Genomic DNA, 17,083 nt, shown 5'->3' on the forward strand with positions numbered 1-17,083 from the left:
CCTCTGCCAGTTTATCGATAGAGAACATAGGAGTAATAATCGTTTATTTTATCTGACTTTTTCTCAAAGTATGGGTTGAAATCCGCGCCAGCATAACCTAAGCGGATCATCCCATCGATATCGGCTTTGCAGCCCTCAATGATGTCGGCATCACTGGCATCGTCAATGAGTAAATCATCTCTGCCAGCCCAAGAGGAGTTTTCAGGTCTCAAATCCGGGTTGTAGTGCAAGCCCCTCGATTCACCGTATGCGATAATTGCCTGCTTATCGGCTTCAATGTTGTAAGGTGTATCATTTTTTGCAATATCGTATGCCGATATTAGGTTGTATGTCTTTTCTGGATTGTCGTTTGAAGTGGCACTACCGGCAGCTTTTGTGCTCGATTTTGCAGAAGTAGTGTTGCTTGCTTTCTTTGTGCCTGATTTAGCCGAGGTGGCGCTGTTGTCTTTCTTTGTGCTCGTATTTGTGAAATTAGAAGCTGCAGCTGCTTTGGGACTGCCGGAAACGGATTCCGTGCTGGAACTGTTAACTTTCTTTTCGGAAGTACTGGAGCAAACTTCTGAACCGTTACTGCGTTCGGACGCACTGGAAACAACTGTGTTTTGCAAATAAGAAAGAGCAGAAGAAGTTTCCGAAGAATCCAAACTGGACGAATTAGCAGAAGAGCTTTCAGCAGTACTGGCTGTGGACGATGCTGTATACAATTTTTCTGATTTCACATCAGCTTGCTGCAGCAGGACGAAAGACAACACACCAACACAGACAACAGCTATACCGGTAATAATTGCAGTTTTCTTAGCCTTTAGCGTTAATACAACCTTTTTCATAACGATGCCTCCTAATGTTTCCATCGTATGGCTTGCCCCAGAATTTGTCAAGAACTGTCATATTTTGCAACAGCCATTTTTCTCACCTCGATGTTATATCTCATGTAAATTCATCGCCAGTTTGGTTAAAAAGAACGTGCTCACGTCCTTTTTTTCCTGTGGTGTCATGGGTAAATCTATACTTTCCAATTTCCTGTGCTCGAAATAATGCAGCCTAATGAATTCCTTGTAGCGCGGCCCTAAGACATTCCAAGCTCGCTCTATTGCTTTGATTTTACGTTCGCATTCTGCTTGTCTCGCGCTTTTTTTCTCTGCCTTATCCGCCGTTGGATTGCTTATTCGATTACCGCGCGGCTGACCGTCGCTACGGTGTGTCTCGTACAATACGGAATTCTTATACTCCTTCAAACGGTCAAGCAAAATGTAATAGCTCTGCGCTATGTTGACAACCCTGTAATAAACATCAGCAGGTAAAATCATTTCCTATTCCCTTCATTTCCTCAGTTACTCATTGGCTCCATTTGATTCTCTAAATTGTGAGCCTTACGAGCTCCGATTCCTTGATGAAATTTATAAAAGCAGACTGCCAGTATGCGCCGATGTTTTTAATATCACGCATCTTTTTTCCGCGCATATGCTCGAGAAACTCCCTCAAAAGCTCGGAATCCGTTTTCCTTATGTACGATTCCAGTATTGACCGAGGCAGCTTGATACCGTTAATCTTCGTATAGGGAGCTGTCAGCATTTCGGCCATGCAATCTATCAGCGCATCTACCCCCGAGAGATCTTCGGGGTAATTTTCCTCGAAATAATCGTAATCAATTTGCTTTTTCAGTCTCTCTCTAATTTCATCCGTCAGTTCGTCTGTCTCCCCTATCTCTTTAAACTGACTGACTGACTTATTAATAACTGTAATATTAGTCTCTTTATTATTCTCCTTTAACTTTTCTTCAAGAGGGGTATTTAACTTTTCTTCAAGAGGGGTATTTAACTTTTTTTCAAGAGGGGGGGTACTTTGAATTTCCTCAAGAGATTCTTTTACTATGCTCATGCGCCTTTCCAAAATCTCTTTTGTACCCTCGCGGTAGACTATCTTGACATAAACATAATTCTTGCTGACAAGCGACGAAATCCATTTGGAAATACTCGTCTGCGATACTCCAAATAAATCAGCAAAGTACTTGTTGGTAGACCAGCAATATCCTTTTTCGTTACACAAAGCGGATATTTCTCCGTAGAGCAATTTCGCGTTCGCCGAAAGGCTCTTATCATATCTCACGTTCGCCGGTATAACGGCGTAATAACTACGTTTTTCTTCCTTTGCCATATCTACTCCATGCTTTCCTGTTCAGCCATTTGTTTTAGCGAATAACTTTTGCTCAGGCTTTTGAATGTTTGAAGTGATGAAGTAGATTTATCCGCATGAGTCAAAATTTTATACGCATAATGAAAGCCTGCGCCTTCGTAATACGGAGTGCGAAACTGCTTTAGATATCCTGCCTCTTTCAGTTCTCTCCAAGCTGATTCAAATGCCTTACTTCCCTCTTTGCATTCAGCCGCTAATGCCATTTTGAAGTGCATAAAATCGAACTCGGGATCTCTTAAGCAGCATTTTATCAACAGATACAACCCTTTTGCTTTTAGCGACAAATTCTTATCCCGAGCTATGGAAGTCGGCGCAGAACTGTAATTATTAGATTTCGTCGGCATTTATATCACCTTTCCTTGTTCACGCAAGCAATGATTAATAAACCGTTGCCGGCTTGTCCCACTTTCGGAGTTTAAACGTCCTGAACCTTGCTTGTTAAGCGTCCTTTTTTCCCATTTCAGCTTTTTCCTGCGCCGCCTTACGTTCGTAAAAACGCTCAAATATTTCGCGCAGTCGCATAGCCGTTCGTTGGTCTTCTTCCAACGTATGTTCTGGGTGAACCGATGTACACTTCAAGGGCATAATAATCATCTCCTGCAAATAGATATGTGGCACCGGTTGTACGACTTGCCTATAATTTCCACGTTGACAGCGAGGTTAGCCCGCTTGCTGCTCCGGTAACAGTTCAAAAAGCACCTCAATAGGCTCTGATGCACCAACGATGCACTTTATTTCCGCCGCCTCATCAAGCGAAAAGGAACTTTCACGTTTGAATTTCGCCAAGAGTGTGTTATAACTCAGTCCCATCTTCTGCGCTAACTGTTTCTTCGTCATACCTATAAAGGTCATTTTTGATTCCAAAAGCTTGTACATATATGTGCCTCCTAAAACGATATTTCGTTTTTCAAGCATATAATAACACGAAATATTAGTGCTGTCAACTAATATTCAGCAACATAACAACAGCATTTCGTGTTTCTGTATTGCTTTTATATTTTTCAGGTGATATTATAATGGAACTAAGGAAGTGACTCTATGAACCGTGAGCAGTATCTAAAATTACTTATCAAGAATAAGGGCCTTACGATAAAAGAGTTTGCAAAGAAAATTAATATGCCATACTCAACTTTGCTCTCCATATTAAACGGCTCGATTGGTGGGGCTGCTGTTGATAATGTTGCTAAAATTTGCTTTGGACTTGGTATTTCTATTTCTGAACTTCAAAAGTATTCCGGTAACCCAAATGTTGACGGAAACATAATTGATTTGACTAACCATGAAAAGACTGTCGTAATATCGTATCGTAAGCAACCTGAAATGCAACCCGCCGTTGATAAGCTTTTAGGGATTAGGCGAGATGATATTTCAAATAAAGATGTTGAGATTGCAGCTGAATTAAGCGAAATTGCAACGAGAGCCACTGAACAGCCCGTAAAAAGTAAGCGTCATGTGTAAAAGGTGGTATGCAGAAGATTATAGTTATACTTTGTGGCTTACTGCCATTCCGCAAGACATAACGAAAGATAGGAATTTGTAAAGATTTAGTTAGGGTTGAAATAGACCCTGCTCGGTGTGGGCTACACCGAATAAGAAAACAGTCGTAAGTGAGGTGAGATTTTGGAAGCTATTTATGCGCGCCAGTCAGTAGACAAGAAGGATTCGATTAGCATAGAAAGTCAAATAGAACTATGCCGAAATGAATGTACTGGTGAACCAAAAATTTATTCTGATAAAGGCTATTCGGGTAAAAACACAGACCGCCCAGCATTTCAGAAAATGATGCAGGCTGTGGAGCGTGGTGAAATCGAGAAAATCATTGTATATCGATTAGACCGAATCAGCCGGTCAATCACGGACTTCGGTCGTATATGGGAAATTCTCAAAGCACACAATACTGAATTTATCTCCGTAAATGAAAAATTTGATACTTCTACCCCTGTCGGCCGCGCGATGGTTTATATCATTATGGTGTTCGCACAGTTGGAACGCGAGACCATAGCGGAGCGCATAAAGGATAATTATTACCAACGGGCAAAAAGGGGGGCATTTCTTGGCGGCCCTGCGCCCTTTGGCTTCAAAATTCAGCGCACGAAGATAGGGGGAAAGGCCGCGTCTATGCTTGTCCCTGACGGCAATATAGAGGTCGTGCGTCAAATATTTAACAAATATGCTTATGCTGGTATGTCGCTCAGTAAAATCGCGGCATGGTTAACTGAAACAGGTGTTTCAGGAATTGGCCGTAAGACTTGGGATAATGTATCGATTAGCCGTATTCTTCATAATCCGGCCTATGTAAAAGCCGATGCCGACGTATATTATTACTATCGCGGTAAGGGCTTAATTCTTTATAACGACATTGATGAATTTACCGGAGAAAAGGGGCTGTGGCTTTGGGGAAAACGAGACAGATCAGCTGCCAAATATACCGACCTGCATGAGCAACTGCTCGCAATCGCCGCACATGACGGAGTAATTGATTCACAAACATTCCTTGCCTGCCAGAAGCGACTGGACGAAAATCGGCAGATTAAAAACACAGGTAGCGGGAAATACACTTGGCTTTCGGGTTTAGTGAAATGCGCGAACTGTGGTTATTCATTGCGAGTAATTCATACCGGCAATTATTTGTACTTCAACTGTTCCGGCAAAACGAACCTACACCTTTGCAATGTGAAACATTCTGAACGCATTGAAGATGTTGAAGCACAAGCTGAAGAACAGATACAGGCCGAAATAGACCGCCTTTCCTCTGTGGCTACGCCGGAGCCAAAGGCAGATAGTCATAATGCGGAAAAAATTGAAGTAGCTAAGATAGACGAACAGATTAGTCATTTAATGGATAAGCTTGAAGAAGCAAACGAAATTACGATGCGGTATATTAATGCGCGCATGGTTGAGCTTGATGCGCGCAGGACTGAATTACTCAATAAAATAAACGCTGCGCCTGAGCACAAAACAATCAAACTTCCGAATTGCAGGTTTAGAGAGCTTGATTTTGACAGTAAAAAAGAAGTCGCTCAGCTTCTTGTAAAACGGATAGATGTATCGCCCGAAAGCGTAAAGGTTATATTTAAGTAGCTACATTATTTTAGTATTCTGCGTTTCTACGTCCCACTGAATCGGATACATTTTCAGGCTGTTTACCGTGTCGATTACAGCATTGTTGTAATCGCCGTATGGAGGACGGAACAACAGCGGGCTTTTTCCCGTAATTGCCATGATTTTTTTGTTGCACTCTGTAATTTGGGCTGTCATTTCCTGCTGCGTGAGCTTCGGCATGTGCGGATGCGTGTTCGAGTGGTTGCAAACTTCGTGCCCTGCTTCGGCCAACGCTTTGACGGAATCGGGGTATTTGTCCACCCATGCGCCTACAACAAAAAACGTGGCATGCACATTATATTGTTTCAGAATATCAATCAGCGTTTGCGTTTGTTCGTTTCCCCACGCCGCATCGAAGGATATGGCGATTTTCTTTTCATCCGTTTGTACATTGTAAATCGGCAAGGAGCGCTTTGTGGACGCCGCCTGAATTGCACGCGCGCCTTGGATGCACGCGCACACCGCAAGCACCGCGGCAAGAATGAAGCAAAGCACTGCCAGAATCCGCTTTTTTGTTACCGTTAAGGCCACCATAACAAATTACCCCTTTCCCGTACAAAATATATGCACGAAAACGGGAAGCTATGGCTCACAGTCTAGAGAAATTGTCATTGACATTCCTTAAGAATGTTTATAATATGAAATAAATGCCAGTACATCAGTTGGAGGGAACTCACATGAATGCTGTACCAACCATGGAAGAAGCGCAGAAGCTTTTGGAAGAGTATAACCAAGATGCATTTCATCTGAAACACGCAAAAATCGTTTCCGGCGTGATGGGATATTTTGCGAAGGAGTATGATCCGGAAAACATAGAGTTCTGGAAAGTTGTCGGGCTCCTTCATGACCTTGATTTTGAGCAGTACCCTGAACAGCACTGCATCAAAGAGCAGGAAATCATGCGTGCCCGCGGATTGGACGAGCGTCTGATTCACGCAGTAGCAAGCCACGGCTATGGTATCACGGTTGACATAAAACCCGAACACATCATGGAAAAAATCCTATATGCCACCGACGAGCTCACCGGATTGATCGGTGCGGTCGCTTTGATGCACCCCTCCAAAAGCGTGCGCGGAATGCAGCTGAAATCTGTCAAAAAGAAATTTAAGACACCATCCTTCGCTGCCGGATGCTCTCGAGAAGTAATTCAAAAGGGCGCTGATATGCTCGGCTGGACGCTTGACGAGCTGATTACCCGCACTATTGAAGCCATGCAGCCGCTTTGCGACGAATTAGGCATCTAATCCATTGACCGCAAACAAAAAAATCCCCCATCAGAAGGAACTATTTGTTCCATTCTGGCGGGGGTTTTCTGTTCTGTCGTTCTGCTTATTTATTTTTTCATTTTCCGGTTCCGGACAGCTTTCACGGAAAATAATCTTCAGCGGTTCGATTCGCGTCGTGGGACGCCAATCATTTGTGTCGATCATGTTCAGCACAAGCTCAAGACATTCTGCCGCCATCGTTTCAATCGGCATACGAATTGCCGTCAGCGAAGGCGTCATATATTCTTCGATCTGACTGTCACCATAGGAAACCAGTTTTACCTCATTCGGAATCTGCAGACCGCGTTCACGGATTGCGCGGGCCGCACCGGCTGCCATTTCACTGATTTGTACAAACAATCCTTGCGGGATACTGCCGCTTTGCAGCATACGTTTCGCTGCAACATAACCGCCCTCTGTACTGAGCACATCTTCCTGTATATGCTGCGGGGCAACAACCAAGCCGTTCTGACTGCATCCATCCAGAAAGCCAAGCTGTCTCATGCTGCCAGCTCTGCTCCGCTTCGACGGCATAATAAGTCCAACGTTTTTGCACCCTGAAGAAGCAAACAGCTGCGCCACCCGTCTGCCTGCCTCATAGTCTTCCACATAGACCGAACCGTATTTCTCCGTTGGGCGGTTAAATATCACAATCGGAATGTCGAATGTCTCATTCAGCAAGAATGCGGTATCTTCCTCCGAGACACCGTAAATAATCGCGCCGTTGCAGTAAGTGGAAGACAAGAGTTCTTTCTTCTCACTGAGCTTAGTAAGCTGATAGGTCTGCATTAAAATATCAACAGGCAGATTCTTGTCAGAAATCTCGGTCTGAATTCCATATAAAATTCTGCCAAGCACGTTTTTAACATCTTTAATGTAGCAGTTGAACACAGCAATCAGTTTATGCTGGTTCCCGCCTTCCCCTTGGCGGAGCCGCTTTGCGTAAATATTTGGTTGGTAACCCATTTCACGCGCAGCTTCCAAAACCCTGTTCTGGGTCGCTTTTGAGATGCGCATTTTATCGCCGTGGCCATTCAAAACAATGGATATCGTGCCGGGTGAAAGGTTCAGACTTTCCGCCAGCTGCTTAATACTAACGGCCCCTTTTCTTTTTCTCATATATTTCCTCCATTTGGGCAGAAGGCCCGCTAACAGTGAAACCGACCGTGAATACCATACAAAATTATTATACATTCACGAAGCAAAAAAAGCAATAATTTTAGCTGGTTTTAGCGCTTATTTAGCATAGATTTTTAGTATCATTTTTTGGCGAATATTTCAGGTGCTGTGCGTGTTGTTGGGGCATATTCAGACTTTTTCTTTTAGCTCTTCAGCGGCTGCGTATGGCGGGTCAGCCAATCCAGTTCCCTACCGGAAAGGAACGGCGAAAGCGTTTCCAATACGTGTCGATTGTAGCAATTCAGCCAATTAAGTTCTTCCTCAGTCAAAAGCTCAGGCAATACCGGCGCTATATCTATGGGAAATACGGTAACGGTTTCAAATTTCAGAAAACGGCCGTATTCGTTCTCATATGCTTCCTGAACAATCATCAAATTTTCGGTCCGAATGCCGAATTTTCCTTCCTGATAGACACCCGGCTCGTTCGTAATGGTCATGCCCGGGCGCAGTATCGTTTTGTTATTCATTCGGAGATTTTGGGGTCCCTCATGCACACTGCCGAATGTGCCCACCCCGTGGCCTGTTCCGCAGCGGTAATCAATTCCATGCTTCCAAAGCGGTTCACGGCAGAGGATGTCGATATTTCCTCCCGTGCAGCCCTCCTGAAAAACAGCGGTAGCGAGCGCTATGTGGCATTTGAGCACCCATGTGTAACATTCCTTTTCCTCCCGCGTCACAGGGCCGAGGGCAAAGGTTCGCGTGATGTCCGTCGTAGCGTCAACATACTGTCCGCCGGAATCAACAAGCAGCAGTCCGCTTCTCTCCAGCGTTTTGCAGCTTTCCGGCTTCGGGGCATAATGCATCATCGCCGCATTCTCTCGGTAAGCGGCAATCGTGTCAAAGCTGAGCCCGTGGTTCCCGGGTTGACGTCTGCGGGCTTCTTCGAGAAGCTCGCAAACATCCCATTCCGTTACGGTCTTCCCTGCGTTGAGCCTGCTTTCCAGCTCCGCAAAGGCTTCCACCATGGCGCAGCCATCGCGGATATGCGCAGTGCGGAAACCCTGAATTTCGGTCTCGTTTTTGATACTCTTCAGCTCGGTTACAATGTCGATTCCATCTCTTACTAGGATGGCCTTGTTTTCCTTCAGAATGTCATACAGCTTTTCATTCATTCCCGCTGGGTCTGCCAGAACCGTAATTCCCTCCGGCATCGTGCGAAGAAATTCGCCGATCTCATCGTAGCCGCGAACGGCAACACCGTTCTCTGTGAGATTTTCCATTACTTCTTGCGGAACGCGGGAAGTATCAATGAAGAGATATGCCGAATCGGGCAGCACTGCCGCGTAAGCAAGCGCAAACGGCGAGTTTTCTACGTCGTCTGCGCGAAGATTCATCAACCATGCCACGCAGTCAAGTCGTGCATAGATCTGCGCATCCGCTCCTCGGCTGTTCAGTTCTTTCCGCACCACAGCCAGCTTCTGCGCGCAAGTCATGCCTGCATATTTGGGGCTATGTAGAAAAACTTCTGTTCTCGGTACCGGCGGTCTGTCTGTCCAAATGTCCGCAACAAGGTCTATCTGCTTGAGGCCGATGTTTTTTTCGCCTAGGAGACATTCCATTCTGCGTGCATCGGCGGCGGAAAAAAGGCTTCCGTCAATTCCAACCGTGTCGCCCGCCTTCAATTCCTCCCGCAGAAATTCCACAACGGTCGGAACCCCGCTGACCCCTATGCGGAACAGCCGGATTCCGCTGCCCTCAAGCTGATGTTCAGCCTGAATAAAATAGCGCCCGTCTGTCCAGAGTCCGCTCTTGGTTTCTGTTACGGCAAGCGTTCCGGCAGAACCGGTGAAGCCCGAAAAATATTCCCTCGTTCGCCAATGAGCGGGTGTATATTCGCTCAGATGCGGGTCCGATGACGGAATTATATAAGCCTGCACGCCGGCCTGCTTCATCGCGGCGCGCAGCGCGGCAATTCGTTCTATCGTTTTCTGCATGCGGATGACTCCTTTCCGTTTCAGTATAGGTTTGCATAAGGAGACTGTCAACCGCACTGGGTAGGAAACACAAGAAATATTTCCTGTACGATTTTGGAGCTATCGCCCGATAACATATCAAAAACCGGTGCCGCCATATTCGGAAGCACCGGTTTCTTTATTGCTGACATCATAGGACTTAGCGCTCGTTAAGCGGCTTGTATGGGCGATGTTTCGCAACACTCATGTAAGCAGGGCGGATAATCTTTCCTTCGTTGATGCGCTCTTCCATAAGATGTGCGCTCCACCCGGCGATGCGCGCCATGGCAAAGACCGGGGTGAACAGCTCCGTCGGCAGCCCAAGCATGTGATAGACAAATCCGCTGTAAAAATCAATGTTGGCGCTGACGCCCTTGTAGGTCTTGCGCTCCTGACTGATGATTTCCGGAGCCAAACGTTCCACCAAGGCATAAAGCTCATATTCCTTCGTAAAGCCCTTTTCTTCAGAAAGGCGCTTGACAAACTTCTTGAAGATATTGGCACGCGGGTCGGAGAGTGAGTAAACCGCATGGCCCATGCCGTAAATCAGCCCTGAGCGGTCGAACGCCTCCTTGTTTAGAAGTCGGTGCAGGTAATTGCCGACTTCCGCTTCACTCGTCCAGTCTTTTACTTCGCGCTTCATGTCTTCAAACATCTGAACGACCTTTACGTTTGCTCCGCCATGTCTGGGGCCTTTCAGAGACCCGAGCGCGGCAGCCATGACGGAATATGTATCGGTTCCGGAGGACGCGACTACATGAGTTGTGAAGCTGGAGTTGTTGCCGCCGCCGTGCTCTGCGTGCAGAACAAGCGCAAGGTCCAGAATCCTCGCTTCCAGCGGCGAATAGCGATTGTCAATTCGCAGCATATACAGAATATTTTCTGCCGTAGAAAGTTCAGGCCGCGGTGCATGAATGAAAAAGCTGTTGTAAGGATTTTTGTTGTGCATATAGGCCTGATAACCGTAAACAGCAAGCTGCGGGAAAAGAGCAATCATTTCAATGCACTGCCGCAGAACATTTTCCAGCGAGGTATCGTTGGCCCTTTCGTCATAGGCGTAAAGTGTCAGGATGCTGCGGGCCAGCGTGTTCATCATGTCGAAGCTCGGGGCCTTCATAATAATGTCCCGCACGAAATTGGTCGGCAATGTCCGGTAATTGGCCAGCATCGTCTTGAATTCGTCCAACTGCTGAGGTGTAGGAAGGTCTCCAAACAGCAGAAGATAAACTGTTTCTTCAAAACCAAAGCGATTCTCAGAAACAAAACCTTGAACGATTTCTTCAATGTCGATGCCGCGGTAATAAAGCTTTCCTTCGCAGGGAACTGACTTTCCGTTCTCCATTTTTGAGGAGACAATCTCGGAAATCTCGGTCAGACCGGTTAATACGCCTTTCCCATTGATATCTCGCAGACCACGTTTGACATCATACTTTGTGTAAAGCTGCGAATCAATGTAGCTGTGCTCTCGACAGAGCTGGGTCAATTTAATGATTTGCGGTGAGATCTCAAATAAATCGGCTCTTGCATTTTTCTGCAATTTGAATCACCCTTCCTTTCTTTCAGCGCTTCTCAGCGTTACGTTATAAAAGTTTTATTATTATAACTTGCTGTGAAATTCTTGTCAAGAAAGCAATGTCGAAAAAAATCTTCCAAAAATACTCCCAACAAATCTGCCTTTCCGAGGCGGATAGCCTGCGAGTCAAACATGGTAGGGAACATACCGGAAACGCACAGAGTATCAATGAATGAAGCACATGATAATCGGAATTGCAATCACACACGCCAAGGTGGTAACAACGGTTGCGACGCTCGCGAATTTATAGTCGGCGCCATAGCCTTTCGCCACGATGCTGGTGTTTGTCATGGCAGGCATGGCAGACTGGATGATGAATACCTCACCCATCAGCTTAGGCAGCGGGATAAACTGAAGTGTTGCCGCCACAAGAAGCGGCGAGAGAACGGAACGCGCCAGAATGAGCACGATAAGCTCGCGGTCCAGCTTCAGCTGACGAAGCGGAATGGTCGTCAGGGTAAGTCCAATGAAAATCAAAGCAAGCGGTGTTGTCGTGTTTCCAAGGTACCGCAAACTATCCGTCACGGGCTGCGGAAATTTTACCTGAAGCAGAATGAAAACGATGCCGAGAAGAAACCCAATCAGCGCGGGGGAAAACACCTTCTTCACCGTCGCTTTGGAAAAAAGCGGTGCTTTCAGAGACGCTTCCCCGTCGCAGCTAATCTCGTAGTTTCCGAGCGTCCAGAAAAGCAACGTATTGACAATATAATAAAGTAAAACGTAAGGAACGCTTTCGGTTCCGAATAGTTCAAGGTTGATGGGCAAACCGACAAAAATTGTATTGGAACAGAAAAAGATGGAACGGAAAACCCCTTTCCTCGACCGAGGAATCTTCATCAGATTGCTTACGGGAATGGAAAGAAAGTATGTGACAACTTTCGTGATGACAGGAACGAGAAGGCCACCGACGAGGGCCAGCAGCTTGCCTCGGTCAAAATTGTCCATCAGATTCCAAATCATGTAACACGGAAGTGCAATGTTAAGAAGGAACTTTGAGCTCGCATTGCCGAAGGTTTCGTTGATCCAACCCTTTCGGGCCATGAAAAAACCGACAGCGATCATAACGATAATGGGAACAATGCTCTCAGAGGCAGTTAAAAGCGTATGCAACATAGTTATCTCCAGAATATAGATTAGCCGCATCAATCGGCAAGAAAACCTTCGCCGTTTTTTCGTTTATAGTTTTATATTATACACCAAGAGGGGCAAAATAGAAAGCATGGCTCCTCATCAGCGCAAAGGGTTCAAACTCCCTTCAGTATTTGTGGATTTAGGATTGACATGCCCGAACGTTTTGTGGTATTATAAATTCCGCCCCTGCTGTATTTCTATTGTGGAGAGGTGTCCGAGTGGTTTATGGAGCTAGTCTTGAAAACTAGTGATCCCGCAAGGGACCAAGAGTTCGAATCTCTTCCTCTCCGCCAAATTTGAACAACATCCTCTTATTTGATATAGAATACAGAGAAATGGAGAAATACCCAAGTGGTGAAGGGGCTCCCCTGCTAAGGGAGTAGGTCGTGAAAGCGGCGCGAGGGTTCAAATCCCTCTTTCTCCGCCAAACCCGCATGAACGCTAAGTTTATGCGGGTTGTTTTTTTACCGGAAAACAATTTGGCTGGGAAGAATCAAACCCGCATGAGTACTGAAAAATCAGTATTCATGCGGGTTTTGTGCTTTGATTAGGCTCAAATCCTCGGCCAATTGCCAGCAACGAAAACTCGGGTTGATTTAGCAGTTTCTTCCATTATGTAACCTATATTAGTTCAAATAGGAATCATTGACATTTATTTACATACATTGTATTATCTATATTAGAATCCTTTATTAGAAATAAAAGCCTTGTTGGCATTTCACCTTCCAAAAGAAAACAGATATGGTATTTCTTATGCCATAATTGTGGAGATGGGATTATGAGCAGAAGCGATATTTATCGGGCGATTGAATCTTATGAAGATGCCATAGACTCTTATCGTCAACAAATTTATAAGCGGAAAAAAAAGCAGGAAAAATTGCACGCCCTTTGTCGAAAATTCAGTAGTTTGCAAGGCAGCTTCGGCAGCCGGCAATCCATGAGGAGAAGATCTCTTTCTAAACTAACCGCAAGCAATCTCCATGTAAAAATGCTCTCCGCTTATTGTCCGGGAATGAACAATCTGCTCAACGGAACCGAATTCAACCATGCCTATAGCGGTCTTGGAGCAGCAAAAACAAAAATCGACTGGACCATAAATCTCCTTCAAGACGAAATTGATTCTTTCCAAGACAGCATCTATCGCTGTGAAAGAAGAATCAGTGACTTGTATGATGAGTTAAGCAGAATGGATGAAGACGAAGAATAGGGTGATTACATGGCTTCAAATCAGTTGATTATCGATGAAGACTACTGGAGAGACATGGCTTCCTTTTTTGAGAAGCAGGGAAAAAATTATGAATCTATGATTCAGGAATATGTTCAGACGCTCAAAGCGATTCGGGATTCCGCAATCATCGACGGCGCCGTTTCAGCGGCATTGTCAGAATTCATCACCTACGCGGAAAAACTGGAAAATCAAATCGGTTCCCTTTCCACCAGGGCGAAGTCGGCCGTAAATCAGTTTTTAGCAGATATTGATGCAAAAGATCAATATCAGTTCTAATTTTCCATTCACGGGAGGACAATTCTATGAGCACTCAGATTCATGTTAATAGCTCCAATCTGGAAGCTCAAATCAATGTTTTAAAAAACATGGAGAGCAGATGGACTGCTATGAATACGACTCCTCCTGCAACGGTTGGCGGCGGTGCCTCTTGTAACGAGCTGGAACTCATAGGAAACCTCTATCACGATATACACACCACCATGGTCCAACTAATTGAAAATACAATTGGATTTATGGAAAACACAAAGAAAAGCTTTGAGAACTCCGACCAAACTACGGCGCGCCTCATGGAAAACAAGTGAAGGAAGGAGAACCCATAATATTGAGAGATTTCTCTGACTCTTGCAAGCAGGAATTGCTTAACTATATAAAAGGAATTGAGAACGGCGAAGTCTGCAATTTTACGGACTGGTATAAAGATCATTGGTGTGATTATGCGGATTTAATCGGCGAATTAGGCCTTGCTGGGTATATTAATAACGTAAATTCTTATCATAAAAAGGTTACGGCAAAAAACAAGGCAGCAGTTTCCTCTGTTGAAAAAATATTTAATGAAGTACATGCGGTAGACCATTCCTACTGCAGCACTTTTACAAACATACGAGATTCACTGGAGAAGATTGAAACCTATATTTCAAAAATGGCGGAAATTATCAGTCCTGAAAAGGGCAGTTTTACCGCTGAGAATGTAAAATCCATTCTTTCGCAGGCATATTACGACGATTTATTAAACGACTTCCTGCGTAAATATCTGAAAATTGAAAATGGCGAAATAGTGCCTAATTATTATGAACTTCTTGCTAATTTCCTGAGAGTTGAAATGATGCCCCCGGCTGAACTGATCGCATACAGTCTAGTTATTGCGAATTTCGGTCCTGAATTGCTTGATCATTCGGAAAATTTGCTTCATAATTTGAACAATGCTATGGATAAGGTCCCAGATACTTTAGATATTGTTTATAAATTGTATCTATGTATTAAACACTGCAGGATATTTAAAATTGTGAAAGTAGGAAATTACTACCATATTAAGGGCGGCATAAGTGGTTTTCTAAAAAATTGTGATTTGGAAGATCTGGAAGGCATTGAAGGAACAAGATATAAAATCGGGTCAAAAGCTTTTATAAAGGCTGGCCTGAACCGCTTTGTTCCACCTGATGCAAGTTTTTCTGAAGGAGCAAAAAAATTTTTAGAGAACATTACGGACAAAAGTTTGTGGGAGAAAAATTTTAAGGATTACAATAGCTTTAAGAATGGCCTTAAAAAAATATACGGATTTGAAAAAGGCACGAAAATTTCCACCAAAATCAACAATGTGGGGAAAATCCTTGGTTATGCTTCCATAGCATTTGATACCGGCATGGAAATAAAAAACGATGTTGAAAGTGGAGCAACTGTTTCACACACCATTGGCGATGCCACAGCAACTGCAGTCAAAGGGTTAGGCTCTATGGCAATTGCAACCGGCTGTGCAGAAGTTGGGGCAGCAATTGGTACCGCAATTCCGATTCCAGGAGTAGGTACGGTTGTGGGCGCCGCTGTCGGGTTTGGGATCGGCTTGGCTGCTAGCAAACTTTATGATTGGGCAGTTGACGATGCAAAGATAAACGGAAAGACAGTAAAAGAATGGGTATCCACCGGTGTTGAAAAGGCATGCGATGCTGTGGGTGATGCCGCAAAGGGCGCAGCAAAAGCCGTTCAAGATGCTGGAAACGCCATTAAAAAGAAACTGGATTCTTCTGTAAACTTGTTTAATGGTTTCTTTGGAGATGTTGGGAAGGCTGTGATGGCATGGTAGTTTTTTTTATAATCATGGCTTTAATCATATTTACTGTTGCAAGATCAAACTGGCGAAAAACTCCCGTTTACTTCGCTTCTAAATCTTTGCAAAAACATAAACGTGAAATACCGCCTTCTCTTTTGAATGAGCACTTTGAAACAATACCAATTAACGAACGCTACACTCTGAAAGTATCCGAACACTGGCTCAGGGTACAAACCGGAAAGGGTAAAAGAGGAGATCACGATATTTGGTTCCCCAAGAATTTTATTATAGGAATATATTATGAAGTTGATTTGTTTGACCCTGAAGAGGATTACGACATTACCTTTTGCTTAATCACAGGTGAAAAAAAATATAATGTCTTTAAGTTTTATCATCCTGAGCGTGACATATTTCACCGCACCATGCTAAGGTTCAAAGAAATTTTACCCCCAAAAACAATTGTTGAGGTAGGGCGCTTTTTGTCGTATTGGCAGACTGGTCATGAAAAGCAAATCAAAATTTATTTCAATCAGTTGGTTGAAGAAAAAGGAATCTTATATCTTATTGAAAACAGGGTTGACTTTTATGACTTGTTTTCAATGGATGGTACTATGATGTATGAAATCCAGCCGAATCAAGAAGTAGACGTTGTACTGGATGAGGATGAGGCAACCGGAAAAATTACTCACGGCCATGTAGAGCGATTGGTTGACCCCACGGAAAGGCTTTACCAAAAAAAAGGGTGTCATGTAGTAATCCGGGAAGGCAGAAAAACTGGCCGGGTGAAAAAAGTATATGGAGAACCTTATGAGATTACATTAGATATTCATGCTCCTGAGAGAGACGATTCGGAAGAATATTATAAAGAATTTCCGGAAAAACGGGCCAAAGATGAAGCAGAAGTACAAGCTATGCTTACCGAGCAAACCATACTTGAGGCAGAAACTGACATAGAAAAAAAGGCTAGGCCTGAATATAAAAATTTCACCAAAGCATGTGCATTCTTTACAGTGTCGACGTGGGTACTTTCAATTCTTTGTTTCTTTTGGGGATTTAATGAAGCAAGCATCACAGTGTTTTTATTCTGCTTTATTATGTTGACACTGTGTACTTGTGTGTTTTTTGGGTCAAAAAGTAAGTATTGGCAAGCATATAAAAAAGCATCCTATCATTGTTATTTAGCAATCGGGATTACGATATTGATTGCAGCAGCTTCAATATTCACCCTTTTGATTGTGGTACCGAAAAATTCATCCCTTCCTATGATTCTATTGGCAGGTCTGCTAGGAGTTCTTTTTGACAGCAAATATACTTTTTTGATTGTAGCAGTTGTCACCACGATTGTGATGTTGATTAAATTTTTGTCTGTGACGATCCGCAGAAAAAAAGGGTGGAAACCAGACGTTAAGGAATAGG

At 44.2% G+C, this 17,083-nt stretch carries 18 protein-coding genes and 2 tRNA genes; 10 read left to right on the forward strand and 10 right to left on the reverse strand.

Translation table 11 applies throughout. From position 1 onward, the window contains the following. Positions 1-11: 11 nt before the first annotated feature. The 5 genes from NOG13_RS06905 to NOG13_RS06925 form a co-directional block, all read right to left on the reverse strand. Positions 12-827, reverse strand: a complete 816-nt coding sequence (locus NOG13_RS06905; protein ID WP_283109840.1) for a hypothetical protein — start codon at positions 825-827, stop codon at positions 12-14. Positions 828-920: 93 nt separating this feature from the next. Further along, positions 921-1,307, reverse strand: a complete 387-nt coding sequence (locus tag NOG13_RS06910) for a hypothetical protein (protein ID WP_283109841.1) — start codon at positions 1,305-1,307, stop codon at positions 921-923. A 49-nt stretch (positions 1,308-1,356) separates the two neighbouring features. Beyond that, a complete protein-coding gene (locus tag NOG13_RS06915; RefSeq protein ID WP_283109842.1) occupies positions 1,357-2,154 on the reverse strand; it encodes a helix-turn-helix domain-containing protein in 798 nt (265 codons plus the stop codon). A 2-nt stretch (positions 2,155-2,156) separates the two neighbouring features. Beyond that, the gene (locus NOG13_RS06920; protein ID WP_283109843.1) at positions 2,157-2,537 is read right to left on the reverse strand and encodes a hypothetical protein; all 381 of its coding nucleotides are present in this window, start codon (positions 2,535-2,537) and stop codon (positions 2,157-2,159) included. A gap of 316 nt (positions 2,538-2,853) precedes the next feature. Further along, a complete protein-coding gene (locus tag NOG13_RS06925; protein WP_283109844.1) occupies positions 2,854-3,069 on the reverse strand; it encodes a hypothetical protein in 216 nt (71 codons plus the stop codon). Positions 3,070-3,231: 162 nt separating this feature from the next. Between NOG13_RS06925 and NOG13_RS06930 the strand changes: the two genes are divergently transcribed. Together NOG13_RS06930 and NOG13_RS06935 are read left to right on the forward strand one after the other, a co-directional pair. After that, complete coding sequence (locus tag NOG13_RS06930; protein ID WP_283109845.1) at positions 3,232-3,651, forward strand: helix-turn-helix domain-containing protein; 420 nt, start codon at positions 3,232-3,234, stop codon at positions 3,649-3,651. Positions 3,652-3,813: 162 nt separating this feature from the next. Further along, positions 3,814-5,274, forward strand: a complete 1,461-nt coding sequence (locus NOG13_RS06935; RefSeq protein WP_283109846.1) for a recombinase family protein — start codon at positions 3,814-3,816, stop codon at positions 5,272-5,274. On the opposite strand, the gene NOG13_RS06940 is transcribed toward NOG13_RS06935, so the two are convergent. After that, a complete protein-coding gene (locus tag NOG13_RS06940; protein WP_283109847.1) occupies positions 5,275-5,829 on the reverse strand; it encodes a polysaccharide deacetylase family protein in 555 nt (184 codons plus the stop codon). A 143-nt stretch (positions 5,830-5,972) separates the two neighbouring features. On the opposite strand from NOG13_RS06940, the gene NOG13_RS06945 reads away from it, so the two are divergent. Next, the gene (locus NOG13_RS06945) at positions 5,973-6,539 is read left to right on the forward strand and encodes a hydrolase (protein ID WP_283109848.1); all 567 of its coding nucleotides are present in this window, start codon (positions 5,973-5,975) and stop codon (positions 6,537-6,539) included. A 30-nt stretch (positions 6,540-6,569) separates the two neighbouring features. On the opposite strand, the gene NOG13_RS06950 is transcribed toward NOG13_RS06945, so the two are convergent. From NOG13_RS06950 to NOG13_RS06965, 4 genes are all read right to left on the reverse strand, one after another. Beyond that, entirely contained in the window at positions 6,570-7,679 is a 1,110-nt protein-coding gene (locus NOG13_RS06950; RefSeq protein ID WP_283109849.1) for a LacI family DNA-binding transcriptional regulator, read from the reverse strand. Between the two features lie 203 nt (positions 7,680-7,882). Then, positions 7,883-9,673: an aminopeptidase P family protein gene (locus NOG13_RS06955; protein ID WP_283109850.1), complete on the reverse strand. Its 1,791-nt coding sequence runs from the start codon at positions 9,671-9,673 to the stop codon at positions 7,883-7,885. Positions 9,674-9,851: 178 nt separating this feature from the next. Beyond that, on the reverse strand, positions 9,852-11,228 hold the full coding sequence (locus NOG13_RS06960) for a citrate/2-methylcitrate synthase (RefSeq protein ID WP_283109851.1): 1,377 nt from the start codon (positions 11,226-11,228) through the stop codon (positions 9,852-9,854). Between the two features lie 201 nt (positions 11,229-11,429). Further along, on the reverse strand, positions 11,430-12,377 hold the full coding sequence (locus tag NOG13_RS06965) for an AEC family transporter (RefSeq protein WP_283109852.1): 948 nt from the start codon (positions 12,375-12,377) through the stop codon (positions 11,430-11,432). A gap of 222 nt (positions 12,378-12,599) precedes the next feature. On the opposite strand from NOG13_RS06965, the gene NOG13_RS06970 reads away from it, so the two are divergent. The 7 genes from NOG13_RS06970 to NOG13_RS07000 all read left to right on the forward strand — a co-directional run bounded on the left by NOG13_RS06970 (position 12,600) and on the right by NOG13_RS07000 (position 17,082). Beyond that, positions 12,600-12,688 (forward strand) — tRNA-Ser (locus NOG13_RS06970). Between the two features lie 44 nt (positions 12,689-12,732). Next, positions 12,733-12,822 (forward strand) — tRNA-Ser (locus NOG13_RS06975). 351 nt (positions 12,823-13,173) lie between these two features. Next, the gene (locus NOG13_RS06980) at positions 13,174-13,602 is read left to right on the forward strand and encodes a hypothetical protein (RefSeq protein ID WP_283109853.1); all 429 of its coding nucleotides are present in this window, start codon (positions 13,174-13,176) and stop codon (positions 13,600-13,602) included. A 9-nt stretch (positions 13,603-13,611) separates the two neighbouring features. Next, positions 13,612-13,899, forward strand: a complete 288-nt coding sequence (locus NOG13_RS06985; RefSeq protein WP_283109854.1) for a hypothetical protein — start codon at positions 13,612-13,614, stop codon at positions 13,897-13,899. Between the two features lie 26 nt (positions 13,900-13,925). Beyond that, entirely contained in the window at positions 13,926-14,204 is a 279-nt protein-coding gene (locus NOG13_RS06990) for a hypothetical protein (RefSeq protein ID WP_283109855.1), read from the forward strand. Beyond that, the gene (locus NOG13_RS06995; RefSeq protein WP_283109856.1) at positions 14,201-15,700 is read left to right on the forward strand and encodes a hypothetical protein; all 1,500 of its coding nucleotides are present in this window, start codon (positions 14,201-14,203) and stop codon (positions 15,698-15,700) included. The genes NOG13_RS06990 and NOG13_RS06995 overlap by 4 nt, the downstream gene beginning before the upstream one ends. Next, positions 15,694-17,082, forward strand: a complete 1,389-nt coding sequence (locus NOG13_RS07000; RefSeq protein ID WP_283109857.1) for a DUF2196 domain-containing protein — start codon at positions 15,694-15,696, stop codon at positions 17,080-17,082. Before NOG13_RS06995 ends, NOG13_RS07000 begins: the two co-directional genes overlap by 7 nt. Position 17,083 lies beyond the last annotated feature (1 nt).

Source organism: Thermocaproicibacter melissae (assembly GCF_024498295.1).
Classification (GTDB): Bacteria; Bacillota; Clostridia; order Oscillospirales; family Acutalibacteraceae; genus Thermocaproicibacter; species Thermocaproicibacter melissae.